Consider the following 15023-nt stretch of genomic DNA (forward strand, 5'->3'; position numbering starts at 1 on the left):
TCATGCGCAGGTACGGCAAGCACACCGACGAGGACGACATCCGGTCCCGCCCCAACCCCAAGGGCAACCGGCCCCGCACGAGCAAGCGCCCCAAGCACGAGGACGCGGCGGAGGGCTTCGTCCTCACCGTCGACCGCGGCCGGCTGACCTGCCTGGTGGAGGACCGCACGGTCATCGCCATGAAGGCGCGCGAGCTCGGCCGCAAGGCCGCGGTGGTCGGCGACCGGGTATGGCTCGTCGGTGACCTGTCCGGCAGGAAGGACACCCTCGCGCGGATCGTGCGGATCGAGGAGCGCAGGTCCGTCCTGCGGCGCACCGCGGACGACGACGACCCGTACGAGCGGGTGGTCGTCGCCAACGCCGACCAGCTGGCGATCGTCACCGCGCTGGCCGACCCCGAGCCGCGGCCGCGCATGATCGACCGCTGTCTGGTCGCCGCGTACGACGCCGGGCTGGAGCCCCTGCTGGTGCTCACCAAGTCGGACCTGACGTCCCCGGACAAGATCCTGGAGATCTACGCGACGCTGGGTGTCGACTACGTGGTGACCAACCGCGAGGAACTGGCGGCCGGCGAGGCCGCCGAACGGGTGCGCGAGCGGCTGGCCGGCCGGATCACCGCCTTCGTGGGCCACTCGGGGGTCGGCAAGACCACCCTGGTGAACTCGCTGGTCGGCGCGGGCCGCCAGCGCGCGACCGGCCACGTCAACGCCGTGACCGGGCGCGGCCGGCACACCACCACCTCGGCGCTCGCGCTGCCGCTGCCGTCGGGTGACGGCTGGGTCATCGACACGCCGGGCGTGCGGTCGTTCGGCCTGCACCACGTGGACCCCTCGCGGGTGATCCTGGCCTTCCCGGACCTGGTGCCCGGTACGGAGGAGTGCCCGCGCGCGTGCAGCCACGACGAGCAGGACTGCGCGCTGGACGCCTGGGTGGCGGAGGGGCATGCGGATCCGGTCCGGCTGGACTCGCTGCGGCGGCTGCTGCGGACGCGGGAGCGGCGCGAGGGCGACTGACCGCCCCTGCCCGGTCCGCGGCGTTCGGCGGGGTTTGCCGGGGTTCAGCAGGGTTTGCCGGGGTCATGGTCCGGTAAATGCATAACCGCATTGAGTGACGCGATGTCACGTGACGCGGGGAGGCATTCGCCATGGCCTGGCTGCTGGTCGTCGTCGCCGGACTCCTGGAGACCGGGTTCGCGGTCTGCCTCAAGCTGTCCCACGGGTTCACCCGGCTGTGGCCGACGATCGCCTTCGCCTCCTTCGCGCTCGGCAGCTTCGGCCTGCTGACGCTGGCCCTGAAGAAACTGGACGTGGGGCCGGCGTACGCCGTGTGGACCGGCATCGGCGCGGCCGGGACCGCGATCTACGGCATGGTCTTCCTCGGCGACCTGGTGTCCACCCTCAAGATCGTCTCGATCACGCTGGTCATCCTCGGGGTCATCGGCCTCCAGCTGTCCGGGTCGGCTCACTGAGCAGCCGCAGCAGCCCGAGCAGTTCCCCGAGCCCCGGCTCCCGCGCCGGGGCCACCACGTACGACAGCGCCAGCCGTACGGCCAGTTCGCACCGCTGCGCACCGTCGCCCGGCGCGAGCACGGCCGCCGCCCGCTCCCGCACCGCCCGGGCCAGCTCGCCGGGTGCGGGCGCGGGCACGCCGGGCCGGGAGCCCTGCCCGGGCGGCACCGGCAGGTTGCCGTCCCAGGACCCGGTCAGCAGGGCCCGTACGAGGGGACGCGCACGGGCCGCCCGCACGGTCCACTCCGCGACCGAGGCGAGCCGGTCGCCCCCGCTGGCGGCCGGGGTGCGCAGCACCCGGTCGACCCCGTCGAGGTACCAGTCGGCCTCGCGGCGCACGAGGGCGCGGCCGAGGCCCGCCTTGCCGCCGAACTCGTTGTAGAGGGTCTGCCGGGACACCCCGGCGGCGGCCGCCACGTCGACCATCCGCACGGACGGCCAGGGGCGCGCCAAGAGCGCCACCGACGCCGCCTCCAGCAACGACTCCCGGGCTGCCGGCATCCGCGCCTCCCCGCTCGACTCCACCGCCAGAGTTGACGGGTCGCCAGATCCTGTCAAGGGCGCCTGCCCGGCCGCTCCGTGGACGCCGCTCGCCCGCCCCTGCGGCTGCCGATACTGTTCGGGCATGCCCGAGTACGAAGATGACCTGCGCCTCGCCCTGGAGCTCGCCGACGCGGCGGACGCCGTCACCATGGAGCGCTTCCGCGCCCTCGACCTGAAGGTCGAGACCAAGCCGGACATGACCCCGGTGAGCGAGGCGGACCGGGCCGCCGAGGAAGTGGTCCGGGCGGGGATCGAGGCCGCGCGGCCCGCGGACGCCATCCTGGGCGAGGAGTACGGCCTGAAGGGCGGCGGCCCGCGCCGCTGGGTCGTGGACCCGATCGACGGCACGAAGAACTACGTGCGCGGGGTGCCCGTCTGGGCGACCCTGATCTCGCTGATGGAGGAGGGCTCCGACGGGGTGTTCCGGCCCGTCGTCGGGGTGGTCTCGGCGCCCGCGCTGGGCCGGCGCTGGTGGGCGGCGCAGGGCGGGGGCGCGTACGCGGGCGGTGCGCTGGGCGGCGAGCCGCAGCGCATCGGGGTGTCGCAGGTGGGCTCCCTGGGCGACGCCTCGTTCGCGTACTCCTCGTTGAGCGGCTGGGAGGAGCAGGGCCGGCTCGACGGGTTCCTGGAGCTGACCCGGCAGTGCTGGCGGACCCGCGGCTACGGGGACTTCTGGCCGTACATGATGGTCGCGGAGGGCTCGCTCGACCTGTGCGCCGAGCCGGAGTTGAACCTGTGGGACATGGCGGCCATCGCGGCCGTGGTGCAGGAGGCGGGCGGACGGTTCACCAGCCTGGACGGGGTGGACGGCGTGCACGGCGGGAACGCGGCGGCCTCCAACGGCCTGCTGCACGAGGAGATGCTCGGGTACCTGCGCCCCCGCGCCTGAGCGCGCCCGGACCTGCGCCGTCCCTGCGCCAGGACAACCGAGTGCGCCCTCTTGATGACCCTCCGTGTCCGTGGGACTCTGAGACTCCCCCGCTTGTGCACTTGTGAATGACTTCTCAAGCGGGGGACTCTCCCAGGAGGTGGCTCTCTTCATGCTCGTCCGTGACGCCATGAGCACCGTGATCCTCACCCTCGGCCCCGCCCACACCATCCGCCAGGCGGCCTGTCTGATGTCCGGCCGCCGGGTCGGCGCGGCGGTCGTCCTCGATCCCGAACACAGCGGCATCGGCATCCTGACCGAACGGGACGTCCTCAACTCCATCGGCGCGGGCCACGACCCCGACCGGGAGTCCGTGGGGGCGCACACCACGAACAACGTGGTGTTCTGCACCCCGGAGACGACCCTGCAGGATGCCGCCGAGGCGATGGCCCACGGCGGCTTCCGGCACCTGATCGTCGTCGAGGGCGGCGGCCCCGTCGGCATCGTGTCCGTCCGCGACATCGTCCGCTGCTGGGCGCCGGCCCGGCGCAGCACCGTGGCGGCGTAGCGAACGGCGGCGGGCCGGACCCAGAAGGGGTTTCCGGCCCGCCGCCTCCCTACGACAGACGGTCGGTTCAGCCGCGCAGGGCCTGGACCGCGGCCTCCAGCCGCTTGCCGAAGTCGCCGTCCGCCCGACGGAAGTTGTCGATCGCACGCTCGACGATGTCGTCACGGGAGACCTTGGCGATGAAGCCGGCCAGGTTCTCGACCAGACGGCCCTTCTCGTCCTCGGACATCAGGCGGTAGAGGTTGCCGGCCTGGACGAAGTCGTCGCCCTCGGAGTGGACCGGGGCCGCGTGGTCCCCGGTGACCCCGGCGACCGGGATCGGCTGCCACAGCGGCCGGTCGATCTGGTGCGGGCCGCCGAAGGAGTTGGGCTCGTAGTTCTTCGCGCCCTTGTGGCGGCCGTCGTAGAGGAAGCCGTCACGGGAGTTGGTGCGGGCCTCGGTGGCGTGCGGCCGGTTCACCGGCAGGTGGTCGGCGTTGATGCCGACGCGGTAGCGGTGGGCGTCGCCGTAGGCGAAGAGGCGGCCCTGGAGCATCTTGTCCGGGGAGGGGCCGATGCCGGGCACGAAGTGGGCCGGGCTGAAGATGCTCTGCTCGACCTCGGCGAAGACGTTCTCCGGGTTGCGGTTGAGTTCCAGCTTGCCGATCTCGACCGGCGGGTAGTCCTCGTGCGGCCACACCTTGGTGAGGTCGAACGGGTTGAAGCGGTAGGTCGCCGCGTCCGCCGCCGGCATGATCTGGACCTGGACGGTCCAGGTCGGGAACTCGCCGCGCTCGATGGCCTCGCGCAGGTCGCGCTGGTGGGAGTCCGGGTCCTCGCCGGCCAGCCGGTTGGCCTCGGCCTGGGTGAGGTTCTCGATCCCCTGGTCGGTCTTGAAGTGGTACTTGACCCAGAAGACCTCGCCGGCCTCGTTGTTCCACTGGAAGGTGTGCGAGCCGTAGCCGTTCATGTGGCGGTACGAGGCCGGGATGCCGCGGTCGCCGAACAGCCAGGTCACCTGGTGGGTGGACTCGGGGGACAGGCTCCAGAAGTCCCAGACGTTGTCCGCCTCGGTCGAGCCGGTGTACGGGTCGCGCTTCTGGGTGTGGATGAAGTCGGGGAACTTGATGGCGTCCCTGATGAAGAACACCGGGGTGTTGTTGCCGACGAGGTCGTAGTTGCCCTCTTCCGTGTAGAACTTCAGCGCCCAGCCGCGGGGGTCGCGCACGGCGTCGGCGGCACCGAGGTTGCCGGCCACGGTCGAGAACCGCAGGAAGACCTCGGTCTGCTTGCCGACCTCGGAAAGGAACGCGGCACGGGTGTAGTCCGTCACGTCGGCGGTGACGGTGAAGGTGCCGTAGGCGCCGGCGCCGCGGGCGTGCACCACGCGCTCCGGTATGCGCTCGCGGTTGAAGTGGGCGAGCTTCTCCAGCAGCAGCTGGTCCTGGACCAGGACCGGACCGCCGACGCCCGCCGTCTCGCTGTTCTGGTTGTCCGCGACCGGAGCCCCGGCCTCCGTGGTGAGCGGTCCCTGCGTCACGTGCGCCTCCTGCGTCATTGCTGCCGTGCCTGACCCGGCCCGTTGCCTGTCTGCCTGTCCTTGGCCTTTGCCGTACTCGATCCTACGATGGACTTTGTCTAAGTCAAGTAAGCATCCAAGTCCGTACGGACTCGGGAATTGCACCCGGTCCCTCGCTGTTAGGCTGGTGTCCATGAGTGACCTGCTGGAACGACTTCGCGACCGCGGATGGCGCATGACCGCACAGCGGCGCGTCGTGGCCGAGGTGCTCGACGGCGACCACGTCCACCTCACGGCGGACGAGGTGCACGCGCGCGCGGTGGACAAGCTGCCCGAGATCTCCCGGGCGACGGTCTACAACACGCTCGGTGAGCTCGTGACCCTCGGCGAGGTCCTGGAGGTTTCCACGGACCGGCGCGCCAAGCGCTACGACCCGAACGCCCACAAGCCCCACCAGCACCTGGTGTGCGCGCAGTGCGGGGCGATCCGGGACGTGCACCCGGCGGGCAACCCGCTGGCCGACCTGCCGGACGCGGAGCGGTTCGGCTTCGTGGTGTCGGCGGTCGAGGTGACCTACCGCGGGGTGTGCCCGGAGTGCGCGGGCGCCTGAGGGCGGACGACGGAAGTCGGAAGACGACGGGAGGGCCCGGGAGCGATGCTCCCGGGCCCTCCTTCGTGTCCCACTTCTCGCCTTCGGCGTCCGGAAACGCCGAAGGCCCGGATCCTTGAGGATCCGGGCCTTCGGCTTCAGTAGCGGGGACAGGATTTGAACCTGCGACCTCTGGGTTATGAGCCCAGCGAGCTACCGAGCTGCTCCACCCCGCGTCGGTAAACACGACTTTACGCGAGGCCGCCCGGCAGATGCAAATCGCTTAACGGACGGGGCAGGGCCCGGGTCACACGGACAGTTCCTCGGCGAGGGCGTCGCGCAGCCGGGCGGCCCGCTCCGCGACCTCGGCGGGCCCCAGCTCGATCGCGCGCACGCACCACTTCTGCCCCTCGGCCAGGTCCCCGTGCCGGGCGGCGAGCAGCCCCAGCCGCAGCGCGGCGCGGCCGTGCCCGGCCACGGCCGCGCGGGTCCACCACAGGGCGGCCTCCGGCTCGTTGCCCTCACGCGCCAGCAGCAGCCCGAGGTTGAACGCGCCGTTGCGGGAGCCGGCCTCCGCCGCCTCCCGGTACCAGCGCGCCGCCACGGTCATGTCGCCACGGGCGGCGGCGAGCATCCCGACGCGCACCTGCGCGCGGCGATGGCCCAGCTGGGCGGCCCGCTCGTACCACTCCTCGCTCTCGGTGCGCGCCGTGCCGCCGAGGGGCTCGCCCAGGGCCGGCGGCTCCGGCGGCGGGGCCAGCGACTCCAGCAGCGCGGCCAGCCGGAACGCCGCCTCCGCGCTGCCGCCGCCGGCCGCACAGCGCAGGTGCCGCTCGGCGGCCCGCTCCTCGCCGTCGCGCACCAGGGCGATGCCGACCTGGAGGGCGGCATCGGTGTGGCCGGCCGAGGCAGCCCGCTCGTACCACTTCAGCGCCGTGCGGTCGTCGTCGCGGCTGGCGAAGAGGATCCCGAGGTTGAACGCGGCGTCCACGCTGCCCGCCTCGGCCGCCTTGGAGAACCACGGCTCGGCCCCGGCCGCGTCGCCGACCTGGAGCAACATGATGGCGAGGGCGTTGGCCGCCTCGCGGTGGCCGGCGTAGGCCGCCCGCCGGTAGAACTGCTCGGCCTGCGCGGTCCGGTCCTGCGCGGCGCAGAGCAGGGCGAGGTTGTACGCGCCGTTCTGGTCGCCCGCGTCCATGGCGACCCGGTACCACTTCTCCGCGGTCCCGGTCTCCCCGCGGGCGGCGTGCAGGGCGCCGAGCGCGTTCGCGGCGTTGCCGTCGCCGTCCTGCGCGGCCCGGTTCCACCAGGCGATCGCGCTCTCCTCGTCCCCGGCGTCGCGCAGCAGGAAGCCGAGGGCGCAGGCGGCCCGCGCCTCGCCCTGCTTGGCGGAGGTCAGGTACCAGCGCCCGGCCTCCTTGAGCTCGCCGCGGGCCTCCAGCAGCGTGCCCAGGTGCAGGGCGGCGCGCCGGTGCCCGCGGGCGGCGGCCTGCCGGTACCACTGCTCGGCCTCGGCGGGGTCACCCTTGCGCAGGTGGCGGGCCAGGCGGTAGGCGGCCTCGCGGTGGCCCTGCTCGGCGGCCTGCCGCAGCCAGCGCTCGATGCCCTTGTCGCCGCGGTGCTCCAGGAGGTCGGCCAGGGCGTACGCGCCCAGCGCGTGGCCGGATTCCGCCGCCTGCCGGAACCAGTACTCGGCGGCGGGCTCGTCCCCGCGCTCGCGGAAGTGGCGGCCCAGGGCGTGGGCCGCGGGGGCGGATCCGGCGACGGCGGCGACCCGCCACCAGTTGGCGGCCTCGTCGGGGTAGCCCCGCTGGAGCAGCAGTACGCCCAGGTTGTTGGCGGCGGCGCGGTCCCCCTCCGCAGTGGCGCCGCGCAGGTACGGCTCGGCCCCGTCCAGGTCGCCGCGGCGCAGCAGCAGGGCCCCGAGGACGCTCATCGCTCCGGGGTCGCCGCGGTCGGCCGCGACCCGGTGCCGCGCCTCCAGCTCGGTGTCGCTGGCCGCGTCGGCCTCGGCGAACATCTCCTCCGCGAAACCCACATCGGTCAGTGGGGTCTGCGCGTTAACGGCCTGAGCCTCCTCTTCGACTGCTGCATCCGACCCTGCTCCGGCCGCCCTCACAAACCGCCCTGTCTCCAGCAGAGTTGACCTGTCCCCCATATATCCCATCGTCGCATCACCTGCTACCCGCGTACACCTGGTATGTCGCAGCCTGTGAGGTCACTTCAGCGTTTTGTCGACATGCCCACAGAGAGACAAGTCAAACACGCTCCCACCCCAACTCACCCGCCTCAGCTACCTCATGCCCCCACGTGTCCATTCCGGACATGACGAAGGCCCGGATCCTAGGATCCGGGCCTTCGTTTTCAGTAGCGGGGACAGGATTTGAACCTGCGACCTCTGGGTTATGAGCCCAGCGAGCTACCGAGCTGCTCCACCCCGCGTCGGTGAGACCACAGTATCACGACGCGGGACCGAGCCATTACCGGTTTCAGCCCGCGGGCTTCGGGGCCGACTGCTTCGCCTCCGCGTCGATCGCCCGCTTCAGCGCCGCCTGCAGATCGCTCTGCGCCTTGCCGTAGGCCGCCCAGTCGCCGGCCTTCATCGCCTTGTCGGCTTCCTCGACGGCCTTCTGCGCGTCCGCCAGGGCCGCCTTGACCGTCGGGTCCTGGGCGGTCGGCGGCGTGACGGTCCCCTCGCCCGGCGGCGGGTTCACGGGCGTCGTCGGCGCCTCGGCCCCGAAGACCACGTTCAGCGCCTTGTCCAGGGTGTCCTCGAAGGCGGTCTGACCGCCGTAGGTCACCAGCACCTTGCGCAGCAGCGGGTACTTCAGGCCGGCACTGCGCACGTACACCGGCTCCACGTACAGCATCCCGCCTTCCAGCGGCACCGCGAGCAGGTTGCCGTACTCGACCTCGGAGTCGCCGCCGCGCAGCAGCCGGATCGACTCGGCGATCTTCGGCTCCGACTGGAACTTGCTCTGCACCTGCTTCGGGCCGTCGACCGGCTTGCTGGTGGGCAGCTTCAGGATGCGGATCTTGCCGTAGTCCGGGGTGCCCGGGTCGGCGTTGACCGCCATGAAGGCGCTGAGGTTGTCCCGCTCGTTCGGCGTGAACGTCGTCGTGAGCGAGAAGACCTGGTCCTTCTCGGTCTGGCCCGGCATCTTCATCGACAGGTAGTACGGCGGAACCGCCGTGCCGGCCTTGGTAGTCGGGTCGTCCGGGACGGCCCAGGCCTCGCTGCCGCTGAGGAAGGTCTGCGGGTCGGTGACGTGGTAGCGGGTCAGCAGCTCGCGCTGGACCTTGAACAGGTCCTGCGGGTAGCGCAGGTGGTCCATGAGCGGCTTGGAGATCTCGCTCCTGGCCTTGACCGTGCCGGGGAACGCCTTCATCCAGGTCTTCAGGACCGGGTCCTCGGCGTCCCACTGGTACAGGCTGACCGTGCCGTCGTAGGCGTCGACGGTGGCCTTCACCGAGTTGCGGATGTAGTTGACCTGGTTCTCCTGGGCGACCACCGCGCGCTGGCTGTTGGTCAGCGAGTCCGCGGTGCTCTGGCCCAGCGTGGTGCGCGAGGCGTACGGGTAGCCGTTGGTCGTCGTGTACGCGTCGACGATCCACTTGACGCGGCCGTCGATGACCGCCGGGTACGGGGCGCCGTCGATGGTCAGCCAGGGTGCGACGGCCTCGACGCGCTCCTTGGGCGTGCGGTTGTAGAGGATCCGCGAGCCGTCGCCGATGGCGCCCGAGTAGAGGATCTGCGGCTCGCTGAAGGCCAGCGCGTACGCGGCGCGGTTCACCGGGTTGTCGAGGCTGACGCCGGAGTCGCCCCGGTAGCTGGTCTCCTTCTCGCCCTTGTCGTCCGAGTAGTCGAGCTCCTTCTGCGGTCCGCCGACGATCGAGTACTGCGTCGTCCGCTCGCCGTAGTAGATGCGCTGCTCGAAGTCCGTGCCGAACATCCCCTTCGAGGGGAGGTCGGACTGGGTGAAGTCGGGGGCGCCCTGGCTGTCGACGCTGGTGCCCTTGGCCGCGACCACGCCGTAGCCGTGCGTGTACTTGAAGTGGTCGTTGATCCAGTTGTTCTTCGGGATGCCGCTGATGTTCAGCTCGCGCAGGCCGATGACGGTGTCCTGGGCGCTGTACCGGTCCACGGCCAGCGTGGACGGGAAGGCGTAGTAGCCCTTGACCTGCTGGAGCTGCTGGAAGGCCGGGGAGACGATGTTCGGGTCGAGGATGCGGATGCTGGCGGTGGTGCCGGCCGCCTGCCGCAGCTTCGCCTTGTCGTCGGTCTGCGGCACGCCGGGGTAGTCCTTCACGTCGGACCCGTCGATCCCGTAGGCGTCCCGGGTGGCCTTGATGTTCTTCTCGACGTACGGCGCTTCCTTGGCCTGCTCGTTGGGCTGGACCTGGAACTTCTGCACGATCGCCGGGTAGAGCCCGCCGATCAGGATCGCCGAGAGCACCATCAGGCCGAAGCCGATCACCGGCAGCTGCCAGGTGCGCCGCCACAGCGTCGCGAAGAAGAGCACGGCGCAGATCGCCGCGATGGCGACGAGGATCGTCTTGGCCGGCAGGTACGCGTTCGCGTCGACGTACCGCAGGCCGGTCCAGTTGTCGGCGGCCTTGAAGTCGCTGGACTTCACGGCCAGGCCGTACCGGTCGAGCCAGTACGCGACGGCCTTCAGCGTGACGAAGAGGCCCAGCAGCACGGACAGGTGCCCGGTCGCCGCGGCCGTGGCCCGGGCGCCCGGGCTGGTCACGCGCAGGCCGCCGTACAGGTAGTGGACGACGACGGCGGCGATCACCGACAGGATGACGGCGGCGAAGCCGAAGCCCAGCAGGAAGCGGTACCAGGGCAGGTCGAACGTGTAGAAGGACACGTCCAGCTTGAACTGGGGGTCCTTCCTGCCGAAGGGCACCCCGTTCACGTACATCAGCCAGGTCTTCCACTGGCCGGCCGCCGAGGCGCCCGCGATCATGCCGACGAGCGCGGCGATGCCCAGCAGCAGCCACTTCTTGTACGGCGCGATGCTCATCCGGTACCGGTCGAGGCTCTGCTGCTCCATCGACATCGCGCTGAGCGGCGGCCGGAGCCTGTGGGCCAGCCACATGTTCAGCCCGACCGCACCCGCCATGAGCAGGCCGAAGACGGCGAAGAGGCCGACCCGGGTCCACAGGGTGGTGGTGAAGACGGTGGAGTACTTCACGGAGCGGAACCAGAGCCAGTCCGTCCAGAAGCCCGCGAACATGACGAACGCCATGCCCAGGACGGCCAGCACGCCCAAGGTCATCAGGAGAGTGCGGGATCGCCGGGAGGGGCGGCCGACTCTCATCCGTGGCCCCGAGGGGCCTGAGCCGCGGTCCGGCATCTGGAAAGCCAAGGTGCGCACCTCGAAAGCTGAGTCTGGTTACGTTTCACGAGCTGGGCCCCGATCGTAGGGCCCACTCTTGAAACTTACTGAGGCTTTGCCCAGTTCCCGTAGCCGGGTGGAAACGAGGCAGGATGTTGTCCATGTCCAACGTTTCGCCTTCCCCCGGCACCCCCATGGCGGCCAGCCCGCTGACCCGCGCCTGCCTCGAGATCGACGAGTACGCTGCCGGCCTCGGCTGGGACCGCCCGGCCCGGCTGTTCGCCCTGGTCGACACGGCCCGGCTGCGCCGGCAGGAGCCCCGCCTCGCCCGGCAGCTCGGCGTCGACACCGACGACGCCGGCCGGTCCTCCCTGACGCCGATCGAGCAGGACGAGCTGCCCGCCGGAACCGCCCTCGACAAGTTCCTGGGCACCGTCGCCTGGCCCGACGCGGTCGTCGGCTGTGCCCTGACCGTGGAGCGGCTGATGCTGCCGCCGTCCGCGGAGGCCTCCGTACCCGAGGGGCTCAGCGAGAAGCAGCTCGCGAAGTGGGTCGCCGGGCACCCCGAGCGCCAGGAGGTGCGCCTGACGGTGGCCGTGCTGCGCGACGGGTCGCGCGAGTCGGCGGTACGGCTGCGCGAGAAGGACTCCTCCAGCGAGGTCCTCACCGGCGCGAGCCTGGTGCCGGGGCTCGCCGACGCGCTCGCCGCGACCTTCGAGTAGGACCCCGCGGCGCACCACCCGGGAGGCGGGGCGGACGGTCAGGGCTTGCCGCACAGCGGCAGCCCGGCCGTGTCCCCCTTGCCGATCTTCTCCAGCGCCTGCCGGGCGTCGCCGATGGTGCCGACCTTGATCAGGGTCAGGCCGTCCGGGACGTTCTTCACGGCCGAGGCGCAGTTCTCGGCGGGGGTCAGGAAGAATTCGGCGCCGGCCTTGCGGGCGCCGATGGTCTTCATCTGGATGCCGCCGATGGGGCCGACCTTGCCGGTGTCGTCGATGGTGCCGGTGCCCGCGACGAACTTCCCGCCGGTCAGGTCGCCCGGGGTGAGCTTGTCGACGATGCCGAGCGAGAACATCAGGCCCGCGCTCGGCCCGCCGACGTCGGCGAGCCGGATGTCGATGGGGAACGGGAAGGTGTGGGCGGTGCCGGCCCGGATGCCGACGACGGCGTGCCCGTCGCCCTCCGCCTTCGCCGAGGTGATCGTCACCTTGGTCGCGGCGGCCGGCTCGCGGTGCGCCTTCTGGGCCTCGGCCGCCTCGGCGGCGGGCACGATCGTGAACTCGACCGGCTCACCGGCCTTGTGCCTGGTGACGAGCTTCGCGACGTCCCCGGGGGCGCCGACGGGGTTGCCGTCGACCGTCTTGACCACGTCACCGGCGTGCAGCTTGCCCTCGGACGGGCTGCCCTTGACCACGGACGCCACCACGACGCGGGTGGGGACGTCGATGCCCAGCTGCTTCAGGGCCGCCACCTTGGCGCTCTCCTGGGACTGGCTGAACTCCTCGGCGTTCTCCTGCGTCGACTGCTCCTCGGTCTTCCCGTCGGGGTAGAGCGTCTCGTGCGGGACGACGATGTTGTCGCCGGACAGCCAGCCGTAGACCGCTTCGAGCAGGTTCATGTCGTAGTCCGCGCCCGTGACGCGGACGGTCGTCATGTTCAGGTGCCCGGTGGTCGGGTACGTGGTGTGCTCGCCGATGCTGATGACGGACTCACCGCGGTTGTCGCCGAGCGTGTTCCAGGTCGGACCCGGGCTCATCTCCGAGTACGGGACCTTGATGAAGACCCCCGCGCAGAGCAGCCCGAACAGCATGAGGGTGGCGGCGAGCATCGTCGCGGTGCGGCGTGGCATGGGATCGACAGTACGGGACGGGCCTGGCGGACGGCCGCCGGGGCCGGTCCGCGGGGGCCGTACGGCCCGCTGCGGGGAGGTTCCGCGGGACGCCGGGAAGCGTCAGACCGGGTCGGAACCGGAGTGTGCCGCCGCTTTCACCCTGCTCGGGTCGGCTTTGTCCATGGCCTCGCGGAATCGTGCGTATCCCGCGAGCTCGGATATGTCGCCCTGGGTGCGGTCGCGGGCGGCCCAGCCGCCCCATATCGCCGCCCCGATCGCGGCGAACAGCGGAATCAGCAACCACGCCAGTGACGCCATGGACGTGCCTCCCAGCCCCGTAGAAAGGTGCGTGTCGTTGTGGCTTCAACGCTCCTGCCCGTGGGGGGGTTACGCAAATCGAGGGCGTGTTGCGCGGCCGAACGGGTGGGACAGTACTCCCCCGCACCGACAGCGCCGCGGCCGGGGGGTCAGCAGGCGCCGACCCACTCCTCGGTGCCGTCCGAGAACGTCTGGTGCTTCCAGATCGGCACCTCGTGCTTCAGGTCGTCGATCAGCATCCGGCAGGCCTCGAAGGCCTCGCCGCGGTGCGGGCAGGACACCGCCACGACCACCGCCACGTCGCCGACGGCCAGGGCCCCGATGCGGTGCACGGCCGCCAGGGCCCGTACCGGGTACTTCTCCACCACGCGCTCGGCTATGCGGCGCATCTCCGCCTCGGCCGTCGGGTGGCAGGAGTAGCCGAGCGCGTCGACGTCGGCGCCGCCGTCGTGGTTGCGCACCGTGCCGACGAAGAGCGTCGTGCCTCCCGCCGCGTCGTCGCCGACGGCCCTGAAGACCTCGTCGAGCGAGAGCGGCGTCTCGCGGATCGCGAGCAGCCGGATCGGGTCCGGAGCGGCCTGCTCGCCGGGGTGGTCGAAGTGCGCTGCCATGCAGCCATCGTGCACCACCGTTCTCCCCTCGCGGTAGAGCCGATTCGACCGGCTGTACGGGGCGGGGATATGGAGCCTCCTACAGGATCCGCGGCCGCGGTGGTTCCGCGGCCCCCGTCAGATGCCGCGCCGCCTGCGGGCCCGGCGGACCACCGCGGCGGCGCCCAGCAGCGCGACCGTCGCACCTGCGGCGCCGGCGGCGGTGGCGTCCTTGCGGCCCAGCCTGCGGCCCGCGACCGTGTGCCGGCCGGAGACCTCCTGGAGCAGCTCGGCCAGCACCTCCTCGTTGGTCCAGCGCGGCCGCCAGCCCGCCGCGTGCAGCCCGCTGACGCTGACCACCCACGGGTACATGGTGTACGCGAGGTCGCCCGCCGGGGACGGGGTCAGGCCGATCCGGTGCAGCCGGGCCGCCGCGCCCAGGGCCACAGCGGAGGGCAGCTCCATGCGGCGGATGCCGCTCAGCTCCTCGACCTCCTCCTGCTCCAGCCAGCCCTCGCAACCCACCGCCAGCTCGCCCTCGACCTTCTCCAGGGCGGCGTACTCCAGTGCGCTGACCAGGTCCTCGACGTGGCAGAACTGCCAGGTCGGGCGGGATCCGGCGACCACGAGCAGGCGCGGGGACTCGAAGTAGCGGGTCAGCGCCGTGTCCGTGCCGCCGACCAGCACGGCAGGGCGGACCACGGTCACGTTCAGTCCCGGGTGGGCGCGCGGCGCCCGGCGGCCCAGCCGCTCGATCTCCAGCAGGTCTCCGACGCCGGTGGCCTCGGCGGTGGCCCGCAGCTCGGAGTCCTCGGACAGCGGGATGTCGTTGTCCGGCAGGGCCCCGTACACCATCGCCGAGGTGCACAGCACGACCCGGCGCACCCCGGCCGCGGCGGCGGCCGTCAGGACGGTCTGGGTTCCCCGCACGTTGTACGCCGTACGGGCGGCGGGGTCGGTCTCGAGGTCGAGGTCCAGCGCGAGGTGGACCACCACGTCCGCGCCGCGCAGCTTCTCCGCGATGGCGGGGTCCCGTACGTCCAGGACGTGCCACTGGGCGGCGGCGCAGTCGCCGCGCCGCTCGTCGATCGCGACGACCTGCTTGACCTCGTCCGACGCGGCCAGGCGCTGCACGAGCGCCGCGCCGACACCGGACGCGGCACCGGTGACGGCGATCACGGGGCTGGGCCGGCGCACGGAGGCCTGGTTACGCGGCTGGCGAACGCCCTCAGCGTGCTCAGGGCGGTCCTCGTCGTCGTGCGGCGCGCGGCCGTGCTTATCCGAAAACTGCGGATCCGGGGAACTCACCAGGCGTCTCCAGCGGTTGTCTTCAGTAGGGCCGTGTCCGTGACGCGTCCCCACCAG

Annotated in this window: 14 protein-coding genes and 2 tRNA genes; 6 read left to right on the forward strand and 10 right to left on the reverse strand. The window is 71.7% G+C overall.

Going from position 1 to position 15023, the window contains the following annotated elements:
• The first annotated feature begins 2 nt into the window (after positions 1-2).
• Positions 3-1013 (forward strand): ribosome small subunit-dependent GTPase A, encoded by a 1011-nt coding sequence (gene rsgA, locus ACSHWO_RS11975; protein ID WP_438311716.1) that lies wholly within the window; start codon positions 3-5, stop codon positions 1011-1013.
• 131 nt (positions 1014-1144) lie between these two features.
• The gene (locus ACSHWO_RS11980) at positions 1145-1468 is read left to right on the forward strand and encodes a DMT family transporter (RefSeq protein WP_361089106.1); all 324 of its coding nucleotides are present in this window, start codon (positions 1145-1147) and stop codon (positions 1466-1468) included.
• Here the strand turns inward: ACSHWO_RS11980 and ACSHWO_RS11985 are convergent.
• On the reverse strand, positions 1434-2009 hold the full coding sequence (locus ACSHWO_RS11985; protein ID WP_385849106.1) for a TetR/AcrR family transcriptional regulator: 576 nt from the start codon (positions 2007-2009) through the stop codon (positions 1434-1436). The genes ACSHWO_RS11980 and ACSHWO_RS11985 overlap by 35 nt on opposite strands.
• 124 nt (positions 2010-2133) lie before the next feature.
• Here ACSHWO_RS11985 and hisN point away from each other — a divergent pair, with 124 nt between their 5' ends.
• Positions 2134-2940 carry a histidinol-phosphatase gene (gene hisN, locus ACSHWO_RS11990; RefSeq protein ID WP_385849107.1) on the forward strand — a complete coding sequence of 269 codons (807 nt, stop codon included), beginning with the start codon at positions 2134-2136 and terminating at the stop codon, positions 2938-2940.
• A 151-nt stretch (positions 2941-3091) separates the two neighbouring features.
• Positions 3092-3487, forward strand: a complete 396-nt coding sequence (locus ACSHWO_RS11995; protein ID WP_361089112.1) for a CBS domain-containing protein — start codon at positions 3092-3094, stop codon at positions 3485-3487.
• A gap of 67 nt (positions 3488-3554) precedes the next feature.
• On the opposite strand, the gene ACSHWO_RS12000 is transcribed toward ACSHWO_RS11995, so the two are convergent.
• Positions 3555-5006, reverse strand: a complete 1452-nt coding sequence (locus ACSHWO_RS12000; RefSeq protein WP_438311720.1) for a catalase — start codon at positions 5004-5006, stop codon at positions 3555-3557.
• A gap of 172 nt (positions 5007-5178) precedes the next feature.
• On the opposite strand from ACSHWO_RS12000, the gene ACSHWO_RS12005 reads away from it, so the two are divergent.
• On the forward strand, positions 5179-5595 hold the full coding sequence (locus ACSHWO_RS12005) for a Fur family transcriptional regulator (RefSeq protein ID WP_438311721.1): 417 nt from the start codon (positions 5179-5181) through the stop codon (positions 5593-5595).
• 141 nt (positions 5596-5736) lie between these two features.
• Here ACSHWO_RS12005 and ACSHWO_RS12010 read toward each other — a convergent pair.
• From ACSHWO_RS12010 to ACSHWO_RS12025, 4 genes are all read right to left on the reverse strand, one after another.
• Positions 5737-5810: transfer RNA gene (locus tag ACSHWO_RS12010), tRNA-Met, on the reverse strand.
• Positions 5811-5881: 71 nt separating this feature from the next.
• The gene (locus ACSHWO_RS12015) at positions 5882-7741 is read right to left on the reverse strand and encodes a tetratricopeptide repeat protein (RefSeq protein WP_385849110.1); all 1860 of its coding nucleotides are present in this window, start codon (positions 7739-7741) and stop codon (positions 5882-5884) included.
• A 201-nt stretch (positions 7742-7942) separates the two neighbouring features.
• A tRNA-Met gene (locus tag ACSHWO_RS12020) sits at positions 7943-8016 on the reverse strand.
• A 47-nt stretch (positions 8017-8063) separates the two neighbouring features.
• Positions 8064-10937, reverse strand: a complete 2874-nt coding sequence (locus tag ACSHWO_RS12025) for a UPF0182 family membrane protein (protein WP_385849121.1) — start codon at positions 10935-10937, stop codon at positions 8064-8066.
• A 134-nt stretch (positions 10938-11071) separates the two neighbouring features.
• Here ACSHWO_RS12025 and ACSHWO_RS12030 point away from each other — a divergent pair, with 134 nt between their 5' ends.
• On the forward strand, positions 11072-11641 hold the full coding sequence (locus ACSHWO_RS12030) for a PPA1309 family protein (RefSeq protein WP_361089120.1): 570 nt from the start codon (positions 11072-11074) through the stop codon (positions 11639-11641).
• A 38-nt stretch (positions 11642-11679) separates the two neighbouring features.
• Here ACSHWO_RS12030 and ACSHWO_RS12035 read toward each other — a convergent pair whose 3' ends face one another.
• The 4 genes from ACSHWO_RS12035 to ACSHWO_RS12050 all read right to left on the reverse strand — a co-directional run bounded on the left by ACSHWO_RS12035 (position 11680) and on the right by ACSHWO_RS12050 (position 14966).
• Positions 11680-12768 carry a YlbL family protein gene (locus ACSHWO_RS12035; RefSeq protein WP_438311723.1) on the reverse strand — a complete coding sequence of 363 codons (1089 nt, stop codon included), beginning with the start codon at positions 12766-12768 and terminating at the stop codon, positions 11680-11682.
• Positions 12769-12870: 102 nt separating this feature from the next.
• Positions 12871-13068, reverse strand: coding sequence for a hypothetical protein (locus ACSHWO_RS12040; RefSeq protein WP_361089125.1), 198 nt, complete (start codon positions 13066-13068; stop codon positions 12871-12873).
• Between the two features lie 149 nt (positions 13069-13217).
• Complete coding sequence (locus tag ACSHWO_RS12045; RefSeq protein ID WP_361089127.1) at positions 13218-13679, reverse strand: molybdenum cofactor biosynthesis protein MoaE; 462 nt, start codon at positions 13677-13679, stop codon at positions 13218-13220.
• A 117-nt stretch (positions 13680-13796) separates the two neighbouring features.
• Positions 13797-14966, reverse strand: coding sequence for an SDR family oxidoreductase (locus tag ACSHWO_RS12050; protein ID WP_385849113.1), 1170 nt, complete (start codon positions 14964-14966; stop codon positions 13797-13799).
• Positions 14967-15023 lie beyond the last annotated feature (57 nt).

This window comes from Streptomyces pallidus (ex Mingjun et al. 2026) (assembly GCF_051550185.1).
GTDB lineage: Bacteria > Actinomycetota > Actinomycetes > Streptomycetales > Streptomycetaceae > Streptomyces.

Coding starts and splice junctions, on each gene's coding strand:
- ACSHWO_RS12005 (WP_438311721.1), top strand. CDS start 5,179: ATGAGTGACCTGCTGGAACGACTTCGCGACCGCGGATGGCGCATGACC.
- ACSHWO_RS11985 (WP_385849106.1), bottom strand. CDS start 2,009: ATGCCGGCAGCCCGGGAGTCGTTGCTGGAGGCGGCGTCGGTGGCGCTC.
- ACSHWO_RS11995 (WP_361089112.1), top strand. CDS start 3,092: ATGCTCGTCCGTGACGCCATGAGCACCGTGATCCTCACCCTCGGCCCC.
- ACSHWO_RS11980 (WP_361089106.1), top strand. CDS start 1,145: ATGGCCTGGCTGCTGGTCGTCGTCGCCGGACTCCTGGAGACCGGGTTC.
- ACSHWO_RS12035 (WP_438311723.1), bottom strand. CDS start 12,768: ATGCCACGCCGCACCGCGACGATGCTCGCCGCCACCCTCATGCTGTTC.
- ACSHWO_RS12045 (WP_361089127.1), bottom strand. CDS start 13,679: ATGGCAGCGCACTTCGACCACCCCGGCGAGCAGGCCGCTCCGGACCCG.
- ACSHWO_RS12025 (WP_385849121.1), bottom strand. CDS start 10,937: ATGCCGGACCGCGGCTCAGGCCCCTCGGGGCCACGGATGAGAGTCGGC.
- ACSHWO_RS12040 (WP_361089125.1), bottom strand. CDS start 13,068: ATGGCGTCACTGGCGTGGTTGCTGATTCCGCTGTTCGCCGCGATCGGG.
- ACSHWO_RS12030 (WP_361089120.1), top strand. CDS start 11,072: ATGTTGTCCATGTCCAACGTTTCGCCTTCCCCCGGCACCCCCATGGCG.
- ACSHWO_RS12015 (WP_385849110.1), bottom strand. CDS start 7,741: ATGGGATATATGGGGGACAGGTCAACTCTGCTGGAGACAGGGCGGTTT.
- hisN (WP_385849107.1), top strand. CDS start 2,134: ATGCCCGAGTACGAAGATGACCTGCGCCTCGCCCTGGAGCTCGCCGAC.
- rsgA (WP_438311716.1), top strand. CDS start 3: ATGCGCAGGTACGGCAAGCACACCGACGAGGACGACATCCGGTCCCGC.